Annotated in this window: 18 protein-coding genes; 9 read left to right on the top strand and 9 right to left on the bottom strand. The window is 56.3% G+C overall.

Translation table 11 applies throughout. From position 1 onward, the window contains the following. Nucleotides 1-41: 41 nt before the first annotated feature. The 3 genes from ACN08Y_RS00090 to ACN08Y_RS00080 all read right to left on the bottom strand — a co-directional run bounded on the left by ACN08Y_RS00090 (nucleotide 42) and on the right by ACN08Y_RS00080 (nucleotide 4,360). On the bottom strand, nucleotides 42-929 hold the full coding sequence (locus tag ACN08Y_RS00090; RefSeq protein WP_419111517.1) for an SIR2 family protein: 888 nt from the start codon (nucleotides 927-929) through the stop codon (nucleotides 42-44). Between the two features lie 2 nt (nucleotides 930-931). Continuing rightward, nucleotides 932-1,969 carry a ParA family protein gene (locus tag ACN08Y_RS00085; RefSeq protein ID WP_419111516.1) on the bottom strand — a complete coding sequence of 346 codons (1,038 nt, stop codon included), beginning with the start codon at nucleotides 1,967-1,969 and terminating at the stop codon, nucleotides 932-934. A 168-nt stretch (nucleotides 1,970-2,137) separates the two neighbouring features. After that, the gene (locus ACN08Y_RS00080; protein ID WP_419111515.1) at nucleotides 2,138-4,360 is read right to left on the bottom strand and encodes an NADP-dependent isocitrate dehydrogenase; all 2,223 of its coding nucleotides are present in this window, start codon (nucleotides 4,358-4,360) and stop codon (nucleotides 2,138-2,140) included. A 144-nt stretch (nucleotides 4,361-4,504) separates the two neighbouring features. On the opposite strand from ACN08Y_RS00080, the gene ACN08Y_RS00075 reads away from it, so the two are divergent. Beyond that, nucleotides 4,505-6,517 (top strand): prolyl oligopeptidase family serine peptidase, encoded by a 2,013-nt coding sequence (locus ACN08Y_RS00075; RefSeq protein WP_419111514.1) that lies wholly within the window; start codon nucleotides 4,505-4,507, stop codon nucleotides 6,515-6,517. Nucleotides 6,518-6,602: 85 nt separating this feature from the next. On the opposite strand, the gene ACN08Y_RS00070 is transcribed toward ACN08Y_RS00075, so the two are convergent. Then, nucleotides 6,603-7,043, bottom strand: a complete 441-nt coding sequence (locus tag ACN08Y_RS00070; RefSeq protein WP_419111513.1) for a hypothetical protein — start codon at nucleotides 7,041-7,043, stop codon at nucleotides 6,603-6,605. 36 nt (nucleotides 7,044-7,079) lie between these two features. Between ACN08Y_RS00070 and ACN08Y_RS00065 the strand changes: the two genes are divergently transcribed. Then, nucleotides 7,080-7,757: a pyroglutamyl-peptidase I gene (locus tag ACN08Y_RS00065; protein ID WP_419111512.1), complete on the top strand. Its 678-nt coding sequence runs from the start codon at nucleotides 7,080-7,082 to the stop codon at nucleotides 7,755-7,757. Nucleotides 7,758-7,776: 19 nt separating this feature from the next. On the opposite strand, the gene ACN08Y_RS00060 is transcribed toward ACN08Y_RS00065, so the two are convergent. Both ACN08Y_RS00060 and pgi read right to left on the bottom strand, forming a co-directional pair. Then, nucleotides 7,777-8,241, bottom strand: a complete 465-nt coding sequence (locus tag ACN08Y_RS00060) for a DUF805 domain-containing protein (protein WP_419111511.1) — start codon at nucleotides 8,239-8,241, stop codon at nucleotides 7,777-7,779. 244 nt (nucleotides 8,242-8,485) lie between these two features. Continuing rightward, nucleotides 8,486-10,168: a glucose-6-phosphate isomerase gene (pgi, locus tag ACN08Y_RS00055; RefSeq protein WP_419111510.1), complete on the bottom strand. Its 1,683-nt coding sequence runs from the start codon at nucleotides 10,166-10,168 to the stop codon at nucleotides 8,486-8,488. 374 nt (nucleotides 10,169-10,542) lie between these two features. Between pgi and ACN08Y_RS00050 the strand changes: the two genes are divergently transcribed. The 6 genes from ACN08Y_RS00050 to ACN08Y_RS00025 all read left to right on the top strand — a co-directional run bounded on the left by ACN08Y_RS00050 (nucleotide 10,543) and on the right by ACN08Y_RS00025 (nucleotide 19,614). Beyond that, on the top strand, nucleotides 10,543-12,450 hold the full coding sequence (locus ACN08Y_RS00050) for a BCCT family transporter (protein ID WP_419111509.1): 1,908 nt from the start codon (nucleotides 10,543-10,545) through the stop codon (nucleotides 12,448-12,450). Nucleotides 12,451-12,722: 272 nt separating this feature from the next. Continuing rightward, nucleotides 12,723-14,636: a translational GTPase TypA gene (gene typA / locus ACN08Y_RS00045; protein ID WP_419099409.1), complete on the top strand. Its 1,914-nt coding sequence runs from the start codon at nucleotides 12,723-12,725 to the stop codon at nucleotides 14,634-14,636. Nucleotides 14,637-14,859: 223 nt separating this feature from the next. Then, nucleotides 14,860-16,158: a PIG-L family deacetylase gene (locus ACN08Y_RS00040; protein WP_419111508.1), complete on the top strand. Its 1,299-nt coding sequence runs from the start codon at nucleotides 14,860-14,862 to the stop codon at nucleotides 16,156-16,158. Nucleotides 16,159-16,279: 121 nt separating this feature from the next. Next, nucleotides 16,280-16,603, top strand: a complete 324-nt coding sequence (gene fdxA / locus ACN08Y_RS00035; protein WP_419099411.1) for a ferredoxin — start codon at nucleotides 16,280-16,282, stop codon at nucleotides 16,601-16,603. Between the two features lie 366 nt (nucleotides 16,604-16,969). After that, nucleotides 16,970-18,100: a succinyldiaminopimelate transaminase gene (dapC, locus tag ACN08Y_RS00030; RefSeq protein ID WP_419111507.1), complete on the top strand. Its 1,131-nt coding sequence runs from the start codon at nucleotides 16,970-16,972 to the stop codon at nucleotides 18,098-18,100. Between the two features lie 233 nt (nucleotides 18,101-18,333). Beyond that, nucleotides 18,334-19,614, top strand: a complete 1,281-nt coding sequence (locus ACN08Y_RS00025; protein ID WP_419105486.1) for a citrate synthase — start codon at nucleotides 18,334-18,336, stop codon at nucleotides 19,612-19,614. Nucleotides 19,615-19,690: 76 nt separating this feature from the next. Here ACN08Y_RS00025 and ACN08Y_RS00020 read toward each other — a convergent pair whose 3' ends face one another. The 3 genes from ACN08Y_RS00020 to dapD all read right to left on the bottom strand — a co-directional run bounded on the left by ACN08Y_RS00020 (nucleotide 19,691) and on the right by dapD (nucleotide 22,555). Further along, the gene (locus ACN08Y_RS00020; protein WP_419111506.1) at nucleotides 19,691-20,245 is read right to left on the bottom strand and encodes an NUDIX hydrolase; all 555 of its coding nucleotides are present in this window, start codon (nucleotides 20,243-20,245) and stop codon (nucleotides 19,691-19,693) included. Nucleotides 20,246-20,435: 190 nt separating this feature from the next. Beyond that, a complete protein-coding gene (galE, locus tag ACN08Y_RS00015; protein ID WP_419099415.1) occupies nucleotides 20,436-21,449 on the bottom strand; it encodes a UDP-glucose 4-epimerase GalE in 1,014 nt (337 codons plus the stop codon). A gap of 149 nt (nucleotides 21,450-21,598) precedes the next feature. Next, the gene (gene dapD / locus ACN08Y_RS00010) at nucleotides 21,599-22,555 is read right to left on the bottom strand and encodes a 2,3,4,5-tetrahydropyridine-2,6-dicarboxylate N-succinyltransferase (protein WP_419099416.1); all 957 of its coding nucleotides are present in this window, start codon (nucleotides 22,553-22,555) and stop codon (nucleotides 21,599-21,601) included. A 77-nt stretch (nucleotides 22,556-22,632) separates the two neighbouring features. On the opposite strand from dapD, the gene dapE reads away from it, so the two are divergent. Continuing rightward, nucleotides 22,633-23,772 (top strand): succinyl-diaminopimelate desuccinylase, encoded by a 1,140-nt coding sequence (dapE, locus tag ACN08Y_RS00005; RefSeq protein WP_419110706.1) that lies wholly within the window; start codon nucleotides 22,633-22,635, stop codon nucleotides 23,770-23,772. The last annotated feature ends 263 nt before the right edge of the window (nucleotides 23,773-24,035 follow it).

Raw genomic sequence — 24,035 nt, 5'->3', positions numbered from 1 at the left:
CAGGGGATGCACTGTAAGTCAGAACGCCAACCCCGTATGAATTAATAAACATCTCCATGAATTTGCCTAGCCTCATTGCAAAGATCTTTAAGTGCTTCTAGTCCATTTTTGTGATCAGGGGATGCACTGTAAGTCAGAACGCCAACCCCGTATGAATTAATAAACATCTCCTTTTTGTAACTGTCGATATCATCAGGGGTTAGGAGGAATCTGGAGTTCTCGCTTCCCCATGATTTCGTTCTTTGCAGGAGGGGGAGGATATCTGGGTCTGAAAGAGAATATCCTAAAAACAAAAAAATTTTTGTTCGCATCAGTGACTCAATGACATTGAAATTTTCACGGTTTTTTATTTCGTTGGAAATATAATCGCTCTGGCTTAGAACAATTGTGCTGTTGTTTTCAATGGAGCCGTGAATATGGACTATAATTGGCTCTGACTTTTGTATGCAATCCTGTATGTTATTACTATCTAGGGTTAGGGAAATGAATCCTTCGCGAAATCTTCTCTCAAGTATTTTATCATAGTTTGTAGTTAGTATGATTCTTGGTAAGAGATCTGCTAAACATTCATGCCATCCATTTGGCTGAAAGTGGTATTTATTTTTCGGTGAATCAACTAATTTTTTTATTTTTTTATATATATCACCTGTTTTTGACAGCTTTTGACACTCATAGTTAATAAACTCAGCCGCAAGGAGCAGAGAGTTCTCTTTAATAAGAATCTCTGCTTGTTTTTGCTGTTTTTCTGGCAGAATCTGTGCGATTTCATGAAGCATCTTTTCCCAGGTTGGGGGGTGCGTATTCGCAATAAATAGGTCTTCTGTTTGATGCTTGGCTTTGCTTTGAGCTGAAAATCCGGAACCAATAACGAATACAATATTGTTATATGCTAATGCTTCAATAACTGATTCTGGCCAAAGATTATTCATTTTTACTTCTCCCCCATGCGAGCATTGATCAAATTAAAAATTTTATCTAGCTGCTCTGAATAATTATCTCTTTGGGCGAACTGTGCTCCATTAAGGCCATCTGTGGATTGTAGATTTGATATAGGTGCGTGTGATTGTTGTGCTAGAGCCACCATAGAAAACATGTGTGGAACTGTCCCTAAATTATATAAGGTGCTGCTGTCTAGTGTATTCGGCTCGACGCGAGCTAGTTCAGTTATCTTTTGCGGGATTTTGTCTTTAAAATATTCATAGGATTTTGTGGTTCTTACTGATCCATCCTTATTTTTTCGAGCAATGTATTCTTGAATCGTATATCCGACATACTTAACTTTTTCTTTTTCATAATCCTTGAAAGGAATCATGTCCTGCTCTGTTGATTGGCCATCCTCTATGGATCGATCAATTGACCTAATATACTGTTTTTCCCAAGAGTTCATCCACGTCGCTATATTTTCTAAAGAATACATGCTGAACATATCTGGTGCAAGAGGTGTTATAAAAAAGTCTACCCCAAGTAACATGCTTCTGTTGAGTGCCCCTAAACTGGGACCTGCGTCAAGAATGATGAAATCATAGTTTGTTAAATGCCGAACGAGATTTTTAAGCCAGCTAGTTTTGGAGAATCCAGATAGTTTCAGGGATTGTATTTCGTTCCAGGCTGTTGACAGTGTGTCTTCAATCATTGAGAGTGACGGGTGTCCTGCTAGTACATCTACATTAAATCTTTCACTTCTGTGAAACTGTAAATCTTTATGTAGTTCATCAAAAGATTCTGAGAATCCTTTTTTTATGTTTTGAAATACTTTCTGAACCGTTAAGTCTGAACTTTTATTGGGTTCTTTGTAAATTTCAAACCATTGCTCTTCATCCAAGAGTAATTGGGTTGCGTTTGCTTGTGGGTCTAGATCGATTACAAGTATTTTTTTATTTTCGTGAGATGCAAGGAAATGTGCAAAATTGCAAGCTAATGTTGTTTTTCCTACGCCACCTTTATTGTTGAAAAAGGCTATAGTTTTCAATATTTTCTCCTCGTTTGGGTATCCTGAGATTTTTTGGGATTTGAGTAGTTAAAATTATTTTAAATTACAACATTTCTCCTTTTGAATATGGGCTGTAGAATTCTTTTTGAAGGTAGCTGAACTGTTATGTAAGAGCCGCCCAGGTTTCCCTGGGCGGCCACAGCTTTATTACTTATTAAGTGACGCGATTGCTTCATTCAGCGTTGCGCTGGGGCGCATGACTGCTGAGGCTTTGGCGTCCTCGGGCTTGTAGTAGCCGCCCAGGTCGGCGGGGGAGCCCTGCGCTGCAAGCAGCTCAGCCACAATCTGCTCCTCGTTCGCCACCAGCGCCTCCGCTACCGGCGCGAACTTAGCCGCCAGAGCCTCATCCTCAGTCTGAGCCGCAAGCTCCTGAGCCCAGAACTGAGCCAAATAGAAGTGCGAGCCACGATTATCAATCTCGCCCACCTTACGCGACGGCGACTTATTCTCATTCAAGAAAGTACCGGTCGCCTTATCCAAGGTGTCAGCCAGCACCTGAGCCGAAGCGTTACCGCTGGTCTTGGCAAGGTGCTCAAACGAAGCCGCCAGAGCCAAGAACTCACCCAGCGAATCCCAACGCAGGTGGTTCTCTTCCACCAGCTGCTGAACGTGCTTAGGGGCTGAACCGCCCGCGCCGGTCTCAAAGAGGCCACCACCATTAATGAGCGGAACAATGGAGAGCATCTTGGCGCTGGTGCCCAGCTCAAGAATGGGGAAGAGGTCAGTCAGGTAGTCACGCAGGACGTTACCGGTCACAGAGATAGTGTCCTGGCCCTGGCGGATCCGGTCAATGGAGAACTGGGTGGCTTCCGCCGGCGCCAGAATACGGATATCCAGGCCCTCGGTATCGTGCTCGGGCAGGTACTTCTGAACCTTGGCAATCAGGTTAGCGTCGTGGGCGCGGTTCTTATCCAGCCAGAAAACGGCGGGGGTCTTAGAATCGCGGGCACGGGTGACAGCCAGCTTGACCCAATCCTGAACGGGGATGTCCTTGGTCTGGCAGGCTCGCCAGATGTCACCGGCAGAAACCTGGTGCTCCATCAGCACCTCACCAGCGGAGTTAAGAACCTGAACAGTGCCGTCAGCGGCAAGCTGGAAGGTCTTATCGTGGGAGCCGTACTCCTCAGCCTTCTGAGCCATCAGACCAACGTTCGGCACAGTACCCATGGTGGTGGGGTCAAAGGCACCCTTGGTGCGGCAGTCATCGATCACGGTCTGGTAGACACCTGCGTAGGAAGAATCCGGCAACACGGCCAGGGTATCAGCCTGCTGGCCAGCCTTGCCCCACATCTGCCCGGAGGTGCGGATCATGGCGGGCATGGAAGCATCCACAATAACGTCGGAGGGCACATGCAGGTTGGTGACGCCCTTATCGGAGTTCACGTAGGCCAGTTCGGGGCCCTCAGCCAGGCCCTTCTCAACCAGGGCGCGAACATCGTCCTGAATCTCGGCGGGCAGGGTCTCAATACCGCTAAGGATAGCGGCCAGGCCGTTGTTACCGTTCAGGCCAGCGGCATCAAGCTGCTCACCGTACTTGTCAAAGAGCTCAGAGAAGTAAGCACGGACCACGCGGCCAAAGAGAATGGGGTCAGAAACCTTCATCATGGTGGCCTTCAAATGGACAGAGAAGAGCACACCCTCAGCCTTAGCGCGGGCAATCTGCTCAGCTAAGAAGCGGTCCAGGGCGGCAACGTCCATGTAGGTGGCGTCAATAATCTCACCGGCCAGTACAGGGGTGGACTCCTTGAGCACGGTGACGGTGCCATCAGCCGCTACATGCTGAATCTTGAGGTTATCATCGGCCTCCATGACCACAGACTTCTCGTTGCTAAAGAAATCGTTCTGGCCCATAGTTGCCACATTGGTCTTGGAGTCAGCGCTCCAGGCACCCATGGAATGGGGGTTCTTGCGGGCATAGTTCTTGACCGACAGGGGAGCGCGGCGGTCAGAGTTACCTTCACGCAGAACGGGGTTAACCGCTGAACCCTTGACCCGGTCATAGCGGGCACGAACGTCCTGGTCGGCTTCGGTGACGAGCTCTTCGGGGTAGTCGGGAATCGCGTAGCCCTTACCCTGTAGCTCGGCAATAGCGGCCAGTAGCTGGGGCTGAGAGGCAGAAATGTTAGGAAGCTTGATGATGTTGGCTTCGGGGGTCTTAGCCAGCTGGCCCAGCTCGGTGAGGGCATCGGGCACCTGCTGGTCGGCTGGGAGAATATCGCTGAACTGAGCCAGAATACGGCCAGCCAGCGAGATGTCTCGGGTTTCCACCTCAACACCGGCGGTTGATGCGTAGGCTTCCAGAATAGGCAGGAAGGAGTAGGTCGCTAGCAGCGGAGCCTCATCGGTGTGGGTGTAAATAATCTTTGCCATGTAGGGCGTCTCCCTTGTTGCTTGTGGGCAGTGTCATTCCTAAGAATACAACCCTGTGCCCCAGCTCATAGAATTTTACACGGCTGGGTCATAAAACGTGCCAGGTATCTCCTGGAAAAGTCATCCTTAGGTAGATTGGAGAGTATGCAGCAACAAGACTCTCCGGCCGCAGAGACCACCCCTCTGCCCGCCCACGAAACCTACCTATCCCAGCTGATTGAAGCCCCCCGTATGGTGGGCCTTGCCGCCTCGCGATCGGGTGAACCCGTCCTCACCGTGCAGACCCTGAATAAAGAGGGAGCTAAGTACCGGCCCCGGCTATGGGCTCTACCCGCTCACCAGGAGGAAAAGCCCTACCCGCTGACCGCGCCGGACTCCGGGGCGGCCCTGCTCGCACTCGATGAAGAAGGCAGACCTTACCTGACCCTGGACAAGGACCTAGACCAAGCCGAGTCCAAGAGCCTCAAAGGGGTCTACCGCCTGCCAGAACGGGGTGAACCCGAACTGGTCCTCAGTTTTCCCGGCGGCATTAATGAACTGGAAGTCCGCCAGCGGGAGAAGGGCCCTCGCTACATCTTCACGGCCAAGGCCCACCGTGGCTCACTCGAAGAACAAGCCAAGACACTTGATGAACGAGAAAAGAGCGCAACCAGCGGGGTACTCTACAGTGAGTTCCCCACCCGCTTCTGGGACCACGATTTGGGCACCGGCAAGCTCAGCCTCTACCTGCAAGACGGACAGGAAGAGCCCCGCCTCATCCATGAGCTGGGGGAGGGGGCCCTGCTCTCAGGTTTTACTGTCTGCCCCGGCGGTTCCCAAGCAGCCCTTACTGTAGAAACAAAAGAAGGCGGTATCTACCAGCGCTATAGTGTCTGGCTGATAGACCTGGACGGGCAGACAGCCCCACGGGAAATTGCCGCCGCAACAGCTACTCATGACTATATAGCTGGTAGCTTCACTCCTGAAGGCACCGGCCTAGCCGTGACCCAGGTACGCCGCTGGTTGCCCGGTCAGTCCATCAAGCTCAATGCCAACCACTACAATCTGGCAACCGGCGCAATGACCGAGCTTTCCCGCGACATAGACCGCTGGGCAGATGACCTGGTCTGGCTGGATGAAGAAAACTACGTCTTTAGCAGCGATAACCTGGGTGCAAGCGCTATTTATAGGGGGAGCCTGAAGGGGACAACCGAAACCCTGGTAGACGATGGACGGTCGCATTTCTCGTCGCTTGCCTACAACGATGGTGCCCTGGTCGCCCTCAAAGACAGCCACCAGCATTCGGCCTACCCCGTGCGTATTGATACCACCAATGGTCGCGTAACCCGCATAGCCAGCCCGGTTGAAGAGCTGAAGGCGCCCGGTAAGCTAGAACGGCTGACCTCAACCGCCGCAGACGGTACCGAACTCACCAGCTTCCTGGCCTTACCAGAGAACTGCGGCACTGAGCCCCTGCCCCTGCTGGTCTTCGCCCACGGTGGGCCCTGGGGGTCCTGGAACTCCTGGAGCTACCGCTGGAACCCCTGGGTCTTTACCCAAGCAGGCTACGCTGTGCTCATGCCCGACCCCGCTATCTCCACCGGCTACGGCCAAGACATGTTAGATCGGGGTGGGGACGACCTGGGAGGGACCCCCTACAGGGATATTATGCAGGTTGTAGAAGAGGTCAGCGCCCGCCCCGATATCCAGGGCGACAACCTAGCCTTCTCCGGCGGGTCCTACGGCGGATTTATGACTAACTGGGTAGCAGGTCGGGCTGAAAAACGCTTTAAGTGCTACATCACCCACGCCTCAATCTGGGACTATAAGGCCATGTACTTTCTGACCGATAACGGTGCCTGGAATGAGTGGAAACTGAGCCAAGGCGGCGAAGGAGATGTCATTTCCCCCTACCACCGGGCCGCCCATATCGCCGCCCCCATGCTGGTCATCCACGGCGATAAGGACTACCGGGTGCCCATCGGCCAGGCCCACCACCTCTGGGCTGATCTGCAACACCACTCGCCTGAGCTGGGGCACAAGTTCCTCTACTTCCCCGACGAAGGGCACTGGATCCTTAAACCCGGCAACTCGCGCCTCTGGTACCGCGTCTTTGTGGCCTGGCTCAACCAACATTTGGGCGGTCAAGAGTTCCAGATGCCCGAGATTCTAGGTTAGGGGAAACCACACCAGCCCCGACCACCCCGAACACAGATGCCCGCCACGGTAAGAACCGGGCGGGCATCTGGCTAGACTTGCTGCCTTAGAGCTTCTCTCGCTCATTTTGTACAGCCCTGCGCCTGCGCGCCGTCAGCGTAATAGCAGGCCCGATATTGGCCGCTACCCAGAGCGGGATAAGTACCACCAAAAACATAAAGAGTGTTCGAGCAATGGACGAGGCCTGGTCCGACTCAATCAGAGTGTTGAGCCAAGATGCGAGTCCCACAATTAAGACTGTCCCCATCAGCAGGTAGCTAAGAGCCCACCAGAACTCACTGGCCGATGCCTCGCCCCGACTATTCCAGTAGTGTCGGTAGAGAAGACGAACAGCACGCAAAGGCCCTACCTGTTCAGCGCTCGCGGGAGCGCGGTATTCGTCCTCGTAGCCCTCATCATCATGAAAGCCACCCACAGCAAGAGCCTCTGGGGTATCGAGTGAGGGCGCTTCTACAGGTCTATGGCGGGTAGGCTGGTTCTCAGACATACCCCTAAGAATACCTAAGGAAAGTGGAAAGCACCCATGCCCACACTTCTGCTCACTTACTTTGGCCCCTTTAGCGGTACCCCTTCGAACCCCACCGGGCAGGTTGCCCAGCGTGTAGCCCAACTCCTGGCAGGCAGTGCGCCGGGGCTGAGTGTCCAGGTGCGAGAGTTACCCGTTGAGTTTGCGGCCTCTTCGCGGGCGCTGGCTGAAATTCTCGATGAGGTCCAACCCCAGATAGCTATTGCCCTGGGGGTTGCCGTGGGGCGGGATAAGGTCAGTCTAGAGAGGGTAGCTATTAACATGGACTCTGCCCGGATACCCGATAACGCTGGGGACCAGCGCACTGACACGCCAATTCAGCTGGATGGCCCCACCGCCTATTTTTCTACCCTGCCCACACGGGCTATTTTCGAGCGGCTGACTGCCGATGGCCTGCCCCTTGAGCTGTCCTATTCCGCTGGAACCTTTGTTTGCAACCATGTCTTCTACGAGTTAATGCACAAAACCGGCGGGTTCATACCCGCCGGTTTTATCCACATCCCGCTGAGCGATTCAGACCTGCTCAAGGCCAAGGGCCAATCAAGCTCCCCCTGCGCCGAAGCCGGAGGGCTAGAGGGCAAGACTGCCCCGACCCTGGCCCTGGACCTGATGGCACAGATCCTGGAAGGGTGCATTGTGCTCACCCTAGAGACGCTTACTCAGCCTGGGGCCTAAAGAGTGGGGGCTGTCTGGCTCATGCCGGAGGAGAAGAGCTAGCTGAAGATTGATGGGGAGGTAGGGCACAGAAAATAAGGACGACAGCTAGCCCGGGAGGAATGAAACAAGCCCAGAAGAGCCAACCGGGCATACCTACATCACGCAGGCGGCGAGAGCCAAGCCCGGCGTTGAGCACCGTGAAAAGGATCCAGAAACTAGCAAAGATAGCCACCAGTCCAAGCCAAACACGAAATTCATGCACCTGCCAGATACTATCGGGGCGGTAGTTCGCTGGGTAGCTGGCCTGGGTGATGGTATAAACCCAGAAGATCAGGGTAGAAAAACTCACCAGGGCCCAGGCAAGTGGCCACCAGAGGATAACCTTCCAGAACTCAGAGCGGCTGGCGCTTCCGCTAAAGACGAAGAGGTGTTTTTTCCAGCGGCTGATGGCATCGGACATGCTGGTGCCAGGCTGGGCCACCGTGGCAGGCTGTGTATTCATTGATACTCCCGTGAAATCGCTGAGAACATTTTTAGCTCTGGTCTTCTCCTACCGGAAAACCGGTCTTGACCTAAGCGCTTGGGTAGTAGAGGAAACTACCGGCACCAGTGCAGAATGCCGGGCTGTCACCGGTAGTTTTTCTGATCGTCGAGAAGCCAGCCGGTAAGGGCTACTTCCTTCTTCAGCTAAGAAGAGGAATGTGTGCCCCTTACCGCCTGCTTTGCTTCCTTGCCTCCCCCTTAGCTTAGGCCTGAGCTCGCTTGTTCAGGTAGAAGTCAATGAGCGAGCGGGTTGAGGAGTCCTGCTGGGCCAGAACCGCGCGGTCACCGCCTACCGCCGGAGCTAGTTCAAGGGCAAGTTGCTTGCCCAGCTCCACACCCCATTGGTCGAAGGAGTCGATGCCCCAGACAATACCCTGAACAAAGGTGATGTGTTCATAGAGTGCAATCAGCTGGCCCAAGACGGAGGGGGTCAGCTGTGAGGCCATAATGGAGGTGGTGGGGCGGTTCCCCGAGAACACACGTGCAGAGACAATTTCTTCTGCGGTGCCCTCAGCCCGGACCTCATCGGCGGTCTTGCCAAAAGCCAGAGCCTTGGTCTGAGCAAAGAAGTTTGCCAGGAAGAGCTCATGGACGTCCTGCTCACCGTCGCGGGTGGGGTGAACCGGGTTAGCAAAAGCAATGAAGTCAGCCGGGATCAGGCGGGTTCCCTGATGAATCAGCTGGTAGAAGGCGTGCTGGCCGTTGGTGCCAGGCTCACCCCAGAAAACCTCACCGGTAGCGGTAGTAACGGGGGACCCATCAGCACGCACAGACTTGCCGTTGGACTCCATGGTGAGCTGCTGCAGGTAGGCCGGGAAACGGTGCAAGTACTGGTCGTAGGGCAGAACCGCGTGGGTCTCAGCACCCAAGAAGTTAACGTTCCAGATGTTTAGTAGACCCATGAGGGCAGGAACGTTCTTGGCTAGGGGAGCGGTACGGAAGTGCTCGTCCATAGCGTGGAAGCCTGCCAGGAACTGCTCGAAAGTATCCGGACCCAGAACAATAGCAAGGGCCGTACCGATAGCTGAGTCCACGGAGTAGCGGCCACCGACCCAGTTCCAGAAACCGAAAGCATTTTCGGGGTCAATGCCGAAGGCTGCGACCTTATCTAGGGCGGTTGAAACAGCGACGAAGTGAGCGGCAACAGCCTCCTTCTCTTCCTTACCTTCTAAAGCACCTGCTTGGCGCAGCGAGTTCAACAACCATTGGCGGCAGACACGTGCGTTGGTGAGAGTCTCAAGGGTGCCAAAAGTCTTAGAGGCAACGATGAAGAGGGTGGTCTCCGGGTCGAGGTCTTTAACAGTCTCTGCGGCATCGGTGGGGTCGATATTGGAGATAAAGCGGGCTTCAAGACCAGGCTGAGCGTAGGGCTTCAGCGCCTCGTAGACCATGACGGGGCCTAGGTCTGAGCCGCCGATACCGATGTTAACAACGGTCTCAATAGCCTTACCGGTAATACCTACCCATTCGCCGGAGCGCACGCGGTCAGCAAAGTCGTAGACCTTGGCGAGAACCTCGTGGACATCGGTGTCGATGTCCTGCCCGTCAACAACCAGTGAGGGGTTAGCGCCCCTGGGGCGGCGCAGGGCGGTGTGAAGAACTGCGCGGTCTTCGGTGACGTTGATGTGCTCACCGGCGAACATGGCATCGCGGCGTTCTTCAAGACCAACCTGCTGAGCAAGCTCGGTGAGGAGGGTCAGGGTTTCCTCGGTGATCAGGTTCTTCGAAAGATCAACATAAAGATCGCCCGCGGTGTAGCTGAGCTTCTCTGCACGGGCGGGGTCTACCTGGAACCAGGTTCGCAAATCAGCCTGGGTTGAGTCCTTGTGAGCAGCGAGTTGACTCCAGGCGGAGGTGGACGTGGGATCAATGATGGGGCGAGACATAAAAGTTTTGCCTTCCTGTTGGGAATGATACCTTGTCTTCATTTTATGTGGGATTTGTAGTTTTTGGGTGGCCCTGTGGTGTGGCTTTTTATGGTATTTTTTCGATTTTTTCTGGCAGGTGTTTCCCTCAGAAGCTGCGCTGTTGCCCCTTGAAGGGCGGAAAATAGGGGGCCTTAGCCTTCTGGCTAGGCGGTGTATTAGTACAGGAGGAAAGCTAGCCTGCTGATAATAAGTGATGTTACTATTGGTCAGGTTCCTGCCTCCGGCGCGCTCTAAAAATATGACTTGTGACAGGCCTAATAAGGTACGCCGCGGGATGAAGGAACTCGATGCATTACTCAAGAGGTCGAAACGAGATACAGAAAGAAATTACTATGTCAGTTACCGAAAGTACGGCGCCACCGGGGTCAGGCCCCGACCTGCGCAAGGGCGATATCGACAAAGCAACCCGGGCTAATATGCGTGAAGGATCCCTAGCCCCCAGGGTTTTTATTCCAGCAGCCCTTATTATGGTGCTCTTTATTGGAGCAACCCTTCTCTTTCCCAGCAAAGCTAAGGGAATTTTCGATGCGCTACAGGCAGACGTTATTAACTACTTTGGTTGGTACTATGTAGCGATTGTTGCTTTCTTCGTTATTTTCGCCCTCTATCTGGGATTTTCCCGCATGGGCGACGTTAAGCTAGGCGATGACGACGACGAGCCCACCTACTCATTCATGACCTGGTTTGCCTTCCTCTTCGCCGCCGGTATGGGCATCGGCCTGGTCTTCTACGGGGCAACTGAGCCCCTCATGCACTTTGTGGATCCTCGCCCCGGCGTTGGCGGGGGCACCCAGGAGCGGGTAGCCCAAGCGGCTATGAGCCAGTCCTTCCTGCACTGGGGCCTTCACCCCTGGGCCATCTACGTCATTGTCGGTCTAGCTATCGCCTACGCTACCCACCGTCTCAAGTTGCCGCTTTCAATCCGCTATTCCCTCAAACCGCTTCTGGGCGATAGGGTCAAAGGCCTAACCGGCGATGTCATCGATGTTATCGCCCTGGTAGGCACCCTCTTTGGTGTTGCAACCTCCCTAGGCCTGGGTGTTATGCAGATCGCCGCAGGCCTGGGATACATGGATATCCCTGCCGAGGGTAACGGCTGGCTCATTGGCATCATTGTAGCCCTCATGGCTATCACCCTCTTCTCCGTGGTCACAGGCCTTGAAAAGGGCATGAAGTGGCTCTCCAACGGCAACCTCATTCTGGCTGCTATCGTCTGTCTCTTTGTTCTGGTGGTTGGCCCCAGCCTCTTCCTCTTTAGGAACTTCGTAGGCTCCATCGGTGACTACCTGCAAAACATTGTGGCAATGACCTTTGAGACCCTAGCTCTCTACGGTGTTGATGGCGAACAGTTCCAGGCAGCCTGGACTACCTTCTACTGGGGTTGGTGGATCTCCTGGTCGCCCTTCGTTGGCATGTTCATTGCCCGCGTATCCAAGGGACGTTCGGTTCGTGAATTTGTGGTCGGTGTTCTGCTGGTACCTGCCCTGACCTCCTTCTTCTGGTTCTCAGTTCTGGGTGGTACCGCACTTCATCAGCAGCTCTTTGGGGCTGGCAACCTGGTTGGGGAGGACGGCAGCGTCTCGGCGCAAAACGCCCTCTTCCAGATGTTCCACAACCTACCCGGGGGAGCAGTGCTCACCGCTGGGGCGGTACTCCTCATCACCGTATTCTTCGTTACCTCAGCTGACTCCGGTGCGCTGGTTCTGGGCATGCTCTCAACCAACGGTTCACCGGAACCCAAGACCTGGATTAGGGTCTTCTGGGTGCTGGTTGCGGCTGTCACCGCAATTTCCCTGGTAATTATTGGTGGGACCGATTCGCTCTCGGCCATTCAGACCGTTGCAATTCTGACCGCCCTTCCCTTCTCCCTGGTCATCCTTATGATGTGCCTTTCGCTCTACAAGGCTTTGAGCGTTGAGCACCGCCTCTTTGTCCGTGCTCAGAGGCGCAACGCTCGTGAGGAGATTGAAGACTCAATCCACGAAAGCATCGGCGATCGTGTCAATGAGCTTGTAGCTGAAGGTGTAGAGGATAAACTCTCAGCCGCTGTAGATCAGCACCTGGATGATGTTCTCGATAAGGCTGTGGAGGCTAGGGTAGAAGAAGCAGTCGAAAAGGCAGTTGATGAGGTCTCCCTTCAGATTGAAGCTAATACAGCTGCAATCGAGCAGATTCAAACGATTACCGGTTCCATGCCTGCTGTAGGCAAGAACACCAAGACACCCTGGAAACAGGATTAGTCAGGTCAAATATCTAGCCGCTTGAGGCTAGTATAAAACCCCACCACTGTTCAGCAGTGGTGGGGTTTCTCATTTAAAATTGCGGCTGCCCCATCTGCTCTAGCTCTCCAGCGCCGGGGCGCGCTGAACCTGTGTGTCCCAGAAGATAGCCGGACCCTGGCAAGGGGTCGCTATACTAAAAGGTAAAGCCCTGTGCCCCTAGTCCCTGTTTGGGGTCCGGGGCGCTTCCGGCGTTTTATGTAATCCCAACCATTAAGCGAGATACTTACCGCATGTCTGAAACTCAGAAGACCGCATCACGGAGCGACCTTCGCAACGTGGCAATCGTGGCCCACGTTGACCACGGCAAGACCACCATCGTTGACGCGATGCTCAAACAGACCAACGCCTTTAGCGCCCACACCGATGTCGAAGACCGAGTCATGGACTCCGGGGACCTCGAAAAGGAAAAGGGCATCACCATCCTGGCCAAGAACACCACCGTCTTCTATGCCGGCCCCTCCGCAAACGGTGAAGAAGTCACCATCAACGTCATCGACACCCCCGGCCACGCCGACTTCGGTGGTGAGGTTGAGCGCGGTCTGTCCATGGTGGACGGCGTTGTCCTGCTGGTTGACGCTTCTGAAGGGCCCCTGCCCCAGACCCGCTTCGTTCTGCGCAAGGCACTTGCCGCTAAGCTGCCGGTAATCCTCGTAGTTAACAAGGTTGACCGCCCCGACGCCCGCATCGACGAAGTGGTCAGCGAATCTATGGACCTGCTCCTGGGTCTGGCAGGCGACCTTGCCGACGAGGTCCCCGACCTTGACATCGACGCCCTGCTGACTGTTCCCATCGTTTACGCCTCCGGTAAGGCCGGTGCAGCATCACTCAACCAGCCCGCAGATGGCGCTCTGCCCGATAACGACGACCTTGAGCCGCTGTTCGCAACCATCCTTGAGCACGTCCCTGCCCCCACCTACAACCCCGATGAGGTTCTGCAGGCGCACGTCACTAACCTGGACTCATCGCCCTTCCTGGGTCGCCTTGCTCTGCTCCGTATCTTCAACGGCACCCTCAAGAAAGGCCAGACCGTAGCCTGGGTACGCCAGGACGGCCAGACCAAGAACGTCCGTATCTCCGAACTCCTTGCAACCAAGGCACTCGACCGCGTACCCACCGACCAGGCTGGCCCCGGTGAAATCGTGGCTGTTGCCGGTATTGAGGACATCACCATCGGTGAAACCCTCACCGACCCCGAGAACCCCAAGCCCCTGCCCCTGATCAAGGTCGATGACCCCGCGATCTCTGTAACCATCGGTATCAACACCTCACCCCTGGCTGGTAAGGTCAAGGGTGCTAAGGTCACCGCCCGCCAGGTCAAGGACCGCCTTGATAAAGAACTGATCGGCAACGTTTCCCTCAAGGTTCTGCCCACCGAGCGCCCCGACGCCTGGGAAGTACAGGGGCGTGGCGAACTGGCACTGGCTATCCTGGTTGAGCAGATGCGCCGCGAAGGCTTCGAACTGACCGTGGGTAAGCCCCAGGTCGTTACCAAGACCATCGACGGCAAGATCCACGAGCCAATGGAACACATGATCATTGACGTTCCCGAAGAGTACCTGGGCGCTATCACTCAGCTTATGGCTGGGCGTAAAGGTCGCATGGAACAGATGGCTAACAACGGCACCGGCTGGGTTCGCATGGAATTCTCCGTGCCTGCCCGCGGCCTCATTGGATTCCGCACCAAGTTCCTGACCGAAACCCGCGGTGCAGGTATCTCCAGCTCCTACTCCACCGGCTACGAGCCCTGGACCGGGGACATCGACTACCGCTCCAACGGTTCCATGATTTCCGACCGTGCCGGTGTCGTCACCCCCTACGCCATCATTGCCCTCCAGGAACGCGGCACCATCTTCGTTGAACCCACTTCCGAGGTCTACGAGGGCATGATCATTGGCGAGAACTCACGCGCCGACGATATGGAAGTCAACATCACCCGCGAAAAGAAACTGACCAACATGCGCTCAGCATCGGCAGATAACTTTGAAAACATGACTCCCCCCAAGAAGCTGACCCTCGAAGAGTCACTTGAATGGGCCCGCGAGGACGAATGCGTTGAGGTTACCCCCGAAGCCATCCGCATCCGCAAGGTTATTCTTGATGCCAACGAGCGCGTGCGCGAAGCACGCCGCCGTAACCGCGCCTAAACCTTAGTAGCCGGTATTGACCGTGGGCCGTACTCCTTGCGAGTACGGCCCACGGCTCGTAGCGGGCCAAACAAGCCCCTATTGCTCTGAGCAGGCAAACCCTAGCAGCAGCACCGCAACCCCGCACTGCTGCCCGGCAGGTAAACCCCAGCTACACCCCAGTGAAGCCAGATAGAATAAGGGGGTACATCATCAATGGCACCCCCACGAGAAAAATCGCACCATGAACAATGACGCTCAGCCTTATTACCCCGTAGCCGGTGAACTCATCACAGAAAACGCCGTCTTCACGCTCATTCCCGACGGGCGCGCCCCCCAAGACACCACCCTGCTCTTCGTACACGCCCACCCCGACGATGAATCCTCATCAACAGGAGCCACCATCGCCGCGCTCACCGCAGCAGGAGCCACCGTAGACCTGCTCACCATGACCCGGGGCGAAATGGGCGAAGTCATTGATCCCGCACTCAAACACCTCGAAGCAGAACACCCCGCAAATACCGACCGTGGGCGCCAACTAGGCCAGCTCCGCACAAGAGAACTCAAAGCCGCCCTCACCGAACTCGGCGTTCGTGACCACCTCTTCCTGGGGCAAGGCCCCAGCGCACTACCGGGGGAGAGAACTCACTACCGGGACTCCGGCATGGCATGGGGTAGCGACGGCCGCGCCGCAGCCAACCCACTCGCTGCAGACGACTGCCTCACCCACCTACCCCTCAAACCGCAGGCCGAAGCTGTCGCCGCAACCATACGCGCAATACGCCCCGACGTCATCGTCACCTACGACGCAGATGGCGGCTACGGCCACCCCGACCACAAGCGCACCCACGAAGTTGTTATGGCGGCCCTCGATCTGATCGCAGGCACCACCGCCGAACCCATTGCCGTCTGGGGTATCGAAGGCCAACCACAAGAAACCGACACCCGCCAACAAGCCGTCATCCGTGGCAAAATTGAAGGCAAACGCGAAGCCATGCGCGCCCACGCCACCCAAATCACCATCACCGGCCCGACCACCTTCGAATACTCCAACAAAGTGACCCAACCTATCACCGCAGTAGAAACCTACCGCAAACTACAAGGCCAAAACATCACCCCACCCCCCACAGCCAGCGCCACCGACGAAATCACAGAAGCCCCCGGCCCCATCAACTCAATTATCACCGCAAGCGCACTCGGCCTTATCTCAGGCTTTGCCGGAACCATGTACCACACCCAGATCTGGTACATCTCCAAAGGTCTCTGGCTCCCCTGGGGCTTAGCCCTGGCACTGCTCACCGTCTACTTCGCCGCCACCTGGGCCGCAATCCACACCGAAAAAAACTGGGCCGCCACACTCGTAGGGGCAGTAGCCTTCCTCCTCACCGGCACCTTCGCCTTCGCCAAAGGCAACTCTCTGTTGGTCTACATTAACCCCATCAACCCACCCGGAATCGTTGGTACCCTCTGGGCCTTCGGGATCCTAGCGGTCACAGCTCTTAGCATCATCAGCGCAAGCCGCTACCGCCAGAAGAATAAATAAACAAACCCTAAGCTATATCATCGGTCACAAAAATCTGCCCCCACTCAGTGAAACCGATACACTAGAGCACAGCTAAAAACACCCAACCGCGCAACGGAACGCCCCCACCTGAAAGGTAACAATGACCTACATTATTGCCCAGCCCTGCGTCGACGTAAAAGACCGCGCCTGCGTCGAAGAATGCCCCGTTGACTGCATCTACGAAGGCGAACGCTCCCTCTACATCCACCCCGACGAATGCGTAGACTGCGGCGCCTGCGAACCCGTCTGCCCCGTAGAAGCCATCTACTATGAAGACGACGTTCCCGAAGAATGGGAAGACTACACCGCTGCCAATGCCGACTTCTTCGACGATCTCGGCTCACCCGGTGGAGCTGCCCGCCTGGGCAAAATCGACAAGGATGTACCCTTCATCGCGGCGCTGCCGCCTCAGAACCAGGGCTAAGGCTTCGCGCTCGATTCGCGCACTTCTGCGCTAAGCTAAGGTTTTCAGCACCGTAGGCTTTCAGCACCGCAAGCTAACGCCTGCTCGGCTGACCCTCTTGCCCGGTGCGCTCCGCTCACAAGGGCAAATCACGCCAGCCCCGCGCCATCGGGTAAGCCATGATCCTGCCGTGTAAGCCATAAACCCTGGAAAACACATACCTCAAGCTGATAAAGCTCCGCAGACCGGCCACCCGCCAGGGTCTGCGGAGCTTTGTCACACCTGCCCCAACCCAAGGACGAAGCCACCCGAGCCCTGGGGCCCGCCCACAAGCCCCTAGAATAGGGTGAAGAGACCAGAACCAACCGCAACGCAAGAAAGAAGACCATGCGCACCTTCGGACTAGATCTACCCGACTACCCCTGGGACACCATGGCACCCTACCGTGCCGCCGCAGAGCAGCACCCCGACGGGCTTATCAACCTCTCCATCGGAACCCCTGTCGATCCCACCCCGGATGTCATCCGTCTAGCCCTTGCTCAGGCCACTGATGCCCACGGTTACCCCACAACCCACGGAACCCTCAGCCTGCGCCAGGCAATCGTTGACTGGTTCGACCGCCGCCGGGGCGTCCCCGGCCTCACCACCGACCAGGTCATGCCCACCATCGGCTCCAAAGAACTCGTGGCCTGGCTACCCTTTTTGCTGGGGCTGGGGGAGGGCGACATCGTTGTGCGCCCTACCGTCGCCTACCCCACCTACGACATCGGAGCCCAACTGGCAGGAGCCACCCCCGTAGCGGCAGATTCACTTGAGGAGCTGGACGAGGCCACCCGCGCCAAGGTTCGCCTGATTTGGGTCAACTCACCGGCTAACCCCACAGGGATCGTCCGCGATACCGCCCAACTGAAAAAAATCGTGGACGACGCCCGTGCCCTGGGCGCCCTTGTAGCCTCTGACGAGTGTTACGCCGAGCTAGGCTGGGGCCACTGGGATACCGCCCAGGGTGGTGAGCCCGTACCCTCAATCCTGGACCCGCGCGTCTGCGGCCAAAGCCAGGAACTGGTGCTGGCCGCTTACTCCCTGTCTAAACAGTCCAACTTTGCCGGCTACCGGGGAGCCTTCATCGCCGGTGACCCCGACATTATGGCTAACCTGGTCAACTCCCGCAAGCACGCCGGCATGATTGTGCCCGCCCCCGTCCAAGTCGCCATGACCGCCGCCCTAGCCGATGACTCCCATGTTGAGGCTCAGAAGAACCGCTACCGTGCCCGCCGCGAAATTCTACTTCCCGCCCTCGAAAAGTTCGGCCTGCGTGTTGAAAACTCCCAGGCAGGGCTCTACCTGTGGGCTACTGCCGGTCAAGATACCTGGGCCACGGTCCAGCGCTTTGCTGAACGCGGCATCTTGGTTGGTCCTGGGATTTTCTATGGAGAGGCAGGTCAAGGCTATGTTCGTGTGGCACTGACCGGCTCAGACGATGACATTACTCGTGCCGCAGGCCGTCTGGCTGAATAGCTCTAGCCAGTTCCCCATGAGTAGTCAGCGCCAGTAGTGTAATCTATCTCACCTAGCAGGGGCCAATGTGACCCGCCCATCATTCTGATGTAATGTAGACCATAACACTAGGTGCTGATGCTCAGGGCGCGGTCTCGGATTACTGGGGCCGCGCTCCGAGCTGGCAGGCACAGATTTGAGGTACTGGCTGTCCCACCACGGTCCAGGGCCTCGGATAATCAGGAGGAAAACTAATGACTGAGAACAAAGCACTGCTGAGCTATGAGGGCAAAGACCTGCCCCTGCCCGCAGTAGAAGCAACCGAAGGCAATGGTGCCTTTGAAGTTGCAGGCTTGCTCAAAGAGACAGGCCAGGTAGCCTACGATCCCGGCTTCATGAACACCGCCAGCGCCAAGTCAGCTATCACCTACATCGATGGTGATGCCGGCATTTTGCGCTACCGCGGTTACCCCATAGAAGAACTGGCAGAAAATTCCAGCTTCCTTGAGGTGGCCTACCTCCTGATTTTTGGTGAGCTACCCACCCCTGAGAGGCTCGAAGAATTTGACCTGATGGTACGCCGTCACACCATGGTGCATGAGGATTTTAAGTTCTTCTTCAATGGCTTCCCCCGTGACGCTCACCCCATGGCTGTGCTGGCTTCTAGCGTTTCGGCTATGTCCACTTTCTACGGGGACTCACTGGATCCCTTCGATCCCCGCCAGGTAGAGATTTCAACCTTCCGTCTGCTCTCCAAGGTACCGACTCTGGCAGCCTACGCTTACAAGAAGTCCAAGGGCGAGCCTCTGATCTACCCCAAGAACGACCTCAACTACACCGAGAACTTCTTGCGTATGTGTTTCGGCTTCCCCACCGAGGACTACGAGATTAACCCCCTGCATGCCAAGGCACTTGACCTGCTGCTGCTCTTGCACGCTGACCACGAGCAGAACTGCTCTACCTCTACCGTACGCCTGGTCGGCTCAGCCAACGCAAACATGTTCGCCTCCGTCTCTGCCGGTATCAACGCCCTCTACGGACCGCTTCATGGCGGTGCTAATGAGGCTGTGCTCAAGATGCTGACCCAGATCCAGAAGGAGGGCATCAGCCCCGAAGACTTCATGGAGAAAGTCAAGAACAAGGAAGACGGCGTCCGCCTGATGGGCTTTGGCCACCGCGTCTACAAGAACTACGACCCGCGTGCCCGAATCGTTAAGAAGACCGCAGACGAGATCCTTGAAAGCATCGGCGGTAACTCTGAGCTCTTTGAAATCGCTATGCGACTGGAAGAGAAGGCTCTGAACGATGACTACTTCATCGAGCGTAAGCTCTACCCCAACGTAGACTTCTACACCGGCCTGATTTACAAGGCTATGGGCTTCCCCGAGCACATGTTCACCGTCCTCTTTGCCCTGGGCCGCCTACCTGGCTGGATTGCTCAGTGGACCGAAGGTGTGCAGGACCCCGACCGTAAGATTGGTCGCCCCCGCCAGGTCTACACCGGTGAAAACGAGCGCCATTACCCGCAGCGTTAAGCTACCGGTGTGTAGCTGGTAGCAAGCCGCCCCGCGCCCCAATGCTAGGGGAGCGGGGCGGCCTTCTTTATGCCAGTTACCGTTGTTGCTCCAGGGCGGTTAGGGGGCGCTGGCCCGCTACCAGGTGGATAACCTCTTGAGGCCAACCAGCAAGATGGCGGGGGAGATCCTGTGCCAGGATCTCGGGGAAGATTTTCTTGCCTTTGTACTTGCCTAAAGAGTCGAGGGGAACCCACTCAAGATATTCATGGTTACCCGAGAGGGTTTTCTCTCCCAGGTCGATAGGCTGAGTAATATCGAGGTTCTCCGCCACATCGACCCGGTAGTAGAGGGCCAGCTCATGTGAGCAGTAGCCCGGTCTCTTCTGATGGCCTGGTAGATCAAAGTTTTCAAGCAGCGCGCAGAGCTTCACCTCCTGTGCCTGTAAGCCTGCCTCTTCGGCTACCTCACGCACTACCGCCTGGGCACTAGGCTCGCCCACACGAATACCGCCACCGAGCGTCCAGTAGTAACCCGCACCGGGTGATGAAGTCATGAGCAACTTACCGTCACGGACCAGAAGGGCACCTACCCGATAGCGGAACTTAAGGCGCTGGGTATGGTCAATCAGTTCAAAGTCTTCGGCTGCCATCGTCTCTTTTTCTCTCAGGAACCTAAGGAAGAAGCCCCTCTCTGCACAGTAGAAAGGGGCCTTCTAAGGTTTACGCACCACGAGCTAGGATCTCACCAGCTCACGGAATACTGGCTACGTTTCTGTCCCGCGCTGTGCGCGCTTTCTAAAATTGCCAAATCGTTGGCAATTTCTTCACGAAAGATACTCGCTACGCTTCGTACCCATTCGGGTTGTTCTTCTGCCAGTTCCAGTGATCGCGCACCATGGTCTCAATGTCGCGGGTAGCGCTCCAGCCTAGGTCAGCCAGGGCGGCGGACGGGTCAGCATAAGATACCGCGACATCGCCAGGGCGACGGTCCACAATCTTGTAGGGCAGTTCCTTACCAGCGGCCTTCTCAAAAGCGTGCAGAACCTCAAGTACCGAGTAGCCGTTGCCAGTACCCAGGTTCCAGGTGTGCAGGCCACCGTGACTTGTGATGTAGTCCAGCGCCTTCAGATGACCATCGGCCAGATCGACCACGTGAATGTAGTCGCGTACGCCAGTGCCATCGACGGTGGGGTAGTCATTACCAAAGACGTTCAGGTACTCGCGGCGACCCACAGCAACCTGGGCAATAAACGGTACAAGATTATTGGGAATACCAGCGGGGTCCTCACCGATACGGCCTGACTCATGGGCACCAACGGGGTTAAAGTAGCGGAGCAAGGCGATGTTCCATTTAGGGTCAGAAGCCGCCAGGTCAACCAGCATGTCCTCGATGTGCTCCTTGGTCCGGCCGTAGCAGGACTGGGCATCCATATTGATTTTCTCGGTCAGCGGCATTGACTCAGGCTCACCGTACACGGTGGCGGAGGAAGAGAAGACGATGGAGTGACACCCGGCCTCCTCCATAGCGTAGAGCAGGTTGAGGGTACCTGCAACGTTGGTCTGGTAGTACCAGAGGGGCTTCTCGGCGGATTCGCCAACAGCTTTGAGACCTGCAAAGTGGATGACAGCATCGGGCTTAACCAGGTTGAAAAGCTGCTTCATCTCGGGCAGGTCAAGCAGGTCAACCTTGCGGAACTCAACGGTTTTGCCGGCCAGCTCTTCAACGCGAGCCAGCGATTCCATGGACGAGTTGGAGAGGTTGTCCATGACGGTGACCTCGTGGCCGGCTTCCAGAAGCTCAAGGACGGTGTGCGAACCGATGTAGCCTGCACCGCCGGTAACTAGAATTTTCACATTTTCCCCTAAAAGATGGATTGAGTTCAATTTCCAGCATACCTGCTATCCAGCTTCCAGCCCCCTATTTCTCCTGGTTAGACAGAAAACTGCCCTCCCCAGGGCAGCTAGCTCTAGGGAGGGCAACAGATCAGGTCACTTGCCTTTAATTAGTTGGCGTGCAGCTCAGAGTTCAGCTCAACGGTCTTGCCAGCGCGGGGCAGAACCTCAATAGCACCGGACACCGAGTTACGGCGGAAGAGCAGGCTATTGGCACCGGAGAGCTCCAAGGCCTTAACAACCCGTGGCTCATCACCGGGGTTGAGTACGGTTACGCGGGAACCTGCAGTTATATACAGGCCAGCCTCAACCACACAGTCATCGCCCAGGGCGATACCGATACCGGCCTCAGCGCCGAGTAAGGAGCGCTCGCCGATAGCAACACGCTGGGTACCGCCACCGGACAGAGTGCCCATGGTTGACGCGCCACCACCGATGTCGGTGCCGTTGCCAATGACGACGCCCTGCGAGATGCGGCCTTCAACCATAGACTCACCCAGGGTACCGGCATTGAAGTTCACAAAGCCCTCGTGCATGACGGTGGTACCGGGAGCCAGGTGAGCGCCCAGACGGACTCGGTCAGCGTCACCAATGCGAACACCGGCAGGAACAACATAGTCAATCATGCGGGGGAACTTATCAAGGTGAGTAACAACCAGGGCGCCACGGCGGCGGAGCTTCAAAGAAGCCACAGTGAATTCGCTGGCCAGGACGGGACCAAAATTAGTCCAAGCAACGTTAGCGAGCTTGCCAAACAGCCCTTCAAGATTGATGGTGTTGGGTGCTACTAGAGTGTGCGAGAGCAAGTGCAGGCGTAGGTAGGCGTCGGCTGCGTTGGCAGGAGCCTCGTCCAGGTTGATTGTGACGTTGACCAGTTCACGGACGACGTTACGGTCCTCATCGGCCTCAACCAGGGCTTCTAGCTCAGCAGCAAAGCTCTGGTCAGGGGTTTCGGTCAAGCTGGGAGCGGGGTACCAGACATCGAGGACAGTGCCTTCATTTTCGCCGGAGGCTACAACTGTAGCCAGGCCCAGGCCTGATGCTACGCGGGTGTTATTTTCAGTCATACCTCTAGTGTACGAAAAGGGCAGGTGCCCTACGTAATTTGTGCTTAGATGCTGGGACTGCTTGTAATGTAGAGGGCATGAGCACCCACACTGACACCGCCGAATCTTTTGCCCACTTTGGCCCCGCAACCCTTGACCTCACCCAGCCAGTTGAAGATCTCACCGCCGACCTACTCAACATTTTCTCGGTATCGGGCAGCGAAACGCGACTGGCAGATACAGTCGAAGCCGCCCTGAACACCTGTGAGGGACTAGAAATCACCCGCGATGGTGATGCCATCATAGCCCGCACCAACCTGGGGCGGGCCGAACGAATCGTCCTAGCCGGGCACCTGGACACCGTGCCCCTGCCAGCCACCGAGGGTTCAGCCGGTACCGTCCCCGCCACCTGGGTCAAGGAAGACGGCGAGCGCCTGCTCTACGGTCGCGGGGCGGTGGATATGAAAGGCGGGGTAGCTGTCCAGCTAGCGCTAGCCGCCAGCCTAGAGAACCCCCGCTACGACATCACCTATGTCTTCTACGACCACGAAGAAGTCGCCTCTGAACTATCTGGCCTGGCCCGGCTCATGCGGAACCACCGTCAACTGCTCACCGATGCCGCTTTTGCGGTGCTGCTGGAACCCACCGACGGAACCATCGAAGGCGGCTGTAACGGCACCATCCGCTTCTGGATCCGCACCGCAGGGTTAGCCGCCCACTCAGGCCGCTCCTGGAAGGGCGTGAACGCTATCCATAAGATGGCTGATGTGCTGGGCCGTCTTGCCGCCTACCAACCTGCCACCTACGAAGTTGAAGGCCTAGCCTACCGAGAGGGCCTGAATGCCGTTCAGATCTCAGGTGGCGTGGCAGGCAACGTTATCCCAGACCAAGCCGGTGTCCACATCAACTACCGCTTTGCCCCCAACAAGACCCTAGAGGAAGCTGTTGCCCACCTGCACCAGGTTTTTGAGGGCTACCAACTAGACTTTGTTGATCTGTCATCGGCGGCCCGCCCGGGCTTGGACGCCCCCATGTCACGCTCACTGATTGAGTCCGTTGGGCAGGAGCCCAAGCCCAAGTATGGCTGGACCGATGTAGCCCGCTTTAGCGACATCGGAATCCCAGCAGTCAACTTCGGCCCCGGCGACGCCCTACTGGCCCACACCGATAACGAGCACGTCAAAGCATCAGAGGTAAGAGCCTGCTACTTGGCCTTGCAGAAGTGGCTGAGCGCCTAGCCCGTGCTTTGGGGCGCGGACATAGCGTCGGCAAGCCTCCCTCTGACCCGGTTCGCTAGCGCCCACAGGGCGATTCGGGCCAGCCCCCAGCCAGCTTGCCTTACCGCTATGCCCGCACCTCATGGGTGGGCAGATACCCTACTAAGCACCTGACAGTGTGATACCTGCACCAGAGCAGATCTCACAGAAAGAGGCGGGGGCGGCCCACGAGCGAAGCGGGAGGGCCCGCCCCCTCACTGCCCTCCGGCCGGGCGGAGGAAAAG

The sequence above is a fragment of the Rothia sp. P5764 genome (genome assembly GCF_048512965.1).
Taxonomy (GTDB): Bacteria; Actinomycetota; Actinomycetes; order Actinomycetales; family Micrococcaceae; genus Rothia.
This window is presented reverse-complemented; position numbering and strand designations above follow the sequence as displayed.

Bases quoted from the DNA above. Each gene is read 5' to 3' on its own strand.
- ACN08Y_RS00090 (WP_419111517.1), bottom strand. From the start codon at position 929: ATGAATAATCTTTGGCCAGAATCAGTTATTGAAGCATTAGCATATAAC.
- ACN08Y_RS00080 (WP_419111515.1), bottom strand. From the start codon at position 4,360: ATGGCAAAGATTATTTACACCCACACCGATGAGGCTCCGCTGCTAGCG.
- ACN08Y_RS00075 (WP_419111514.1), top strand. From the start codon at position 4,505: ATGCAGCAACAAGACTCTCCGGCCGCAGAGACCACCCCTCTGCCCGCC.
- ACN08Y_RS00070 (WP_419111513.1), bottom strand. From the start codon at position 7,043: ATGTCTGAGAACCAGCCTACCCGCCATAGACCTGTAGAAGCGCCCTCA.
- ACN08Y_RS00065 (WP_419111512.1), top strand. From the start codon at position 7,080: ATGCCCACACTTCTGCTCACTTACTTTGGCCCCTTTAGCGGTACCCCT.
- ACN08Y_RS00060 (WP_419111511.1), bottom strand. From the start codon at position 8,241: ATGAATACACAGCCTGCCACGGTGGCCCAGCCTGGCACCAGCATGTCC.
- pgi (WP_419111510.1), bottom strand. From the start codon at position 10,168: ATGTCTCGCCCCATCATTGATCCCACGTCCACCTCCGCCTGGAGTCAA.
- ACN08Y_RS00050 (WP_419111509.1), top strand. From the start codon at position 10,543: ATGTCAGTTACCGAAAGTACGGCGCCACCGGGGTCAGGCCCCGACCTG.
- typA (WP_419099409.1), top strand. From the start codon at position 12,723: ATGTCTGAAACTCAGAAGACCGCATCACGGAGCGACCTTCGCAACGTG.
- ACN08Y_RS00040 (WP_419111508.1), top strand. From the start codon at position 14,860: ATGAACAATGACGCTCAGCCTTATTACCCCGTAGCCGGTGAACTCATC.
- fdxA (WP_419099411.1), top strand. From the start codon at position 16,280: ATGACCTACATTATTGCCCAGCCCTGCGTCGACGTAAAAGACCGCGCC.
- dapC (WP_419111507.1), top strand. From the start codon at position 16,970: ATGCGCACCTTCGGACTAGATCTACCCGACTACCCCTGGGACACCATG.
- ACN08Y_RS00025 (WP_419105486.1), top strand. From the start codon at position 18,334: ATGACTGAGAACAAAGCACTGCTGAGCTATGAGGGCAAAGACCTGCCC.
- ACN08Y_RS00020 (WP_419111506.1), bottom strand. From the start codon at position 20,245: ATGGCAGCCGAAGACTTTGAACTGATTGACCATACCCAGCGCCTTAAG.
- dapD (WP_419099416.1), bottom strand. From the start codon at position 22,555: ATGACTGAAAATAACACCCGCGTAGCATCAGGCCTGGGCCTGGCTACA.
- dapE (WP_419110706.1), top strand. From the start codon at position 22,633: ATGAGCACCCACACTGACACCGCCGAATCTTTTGCCCACTTTGGCCCC.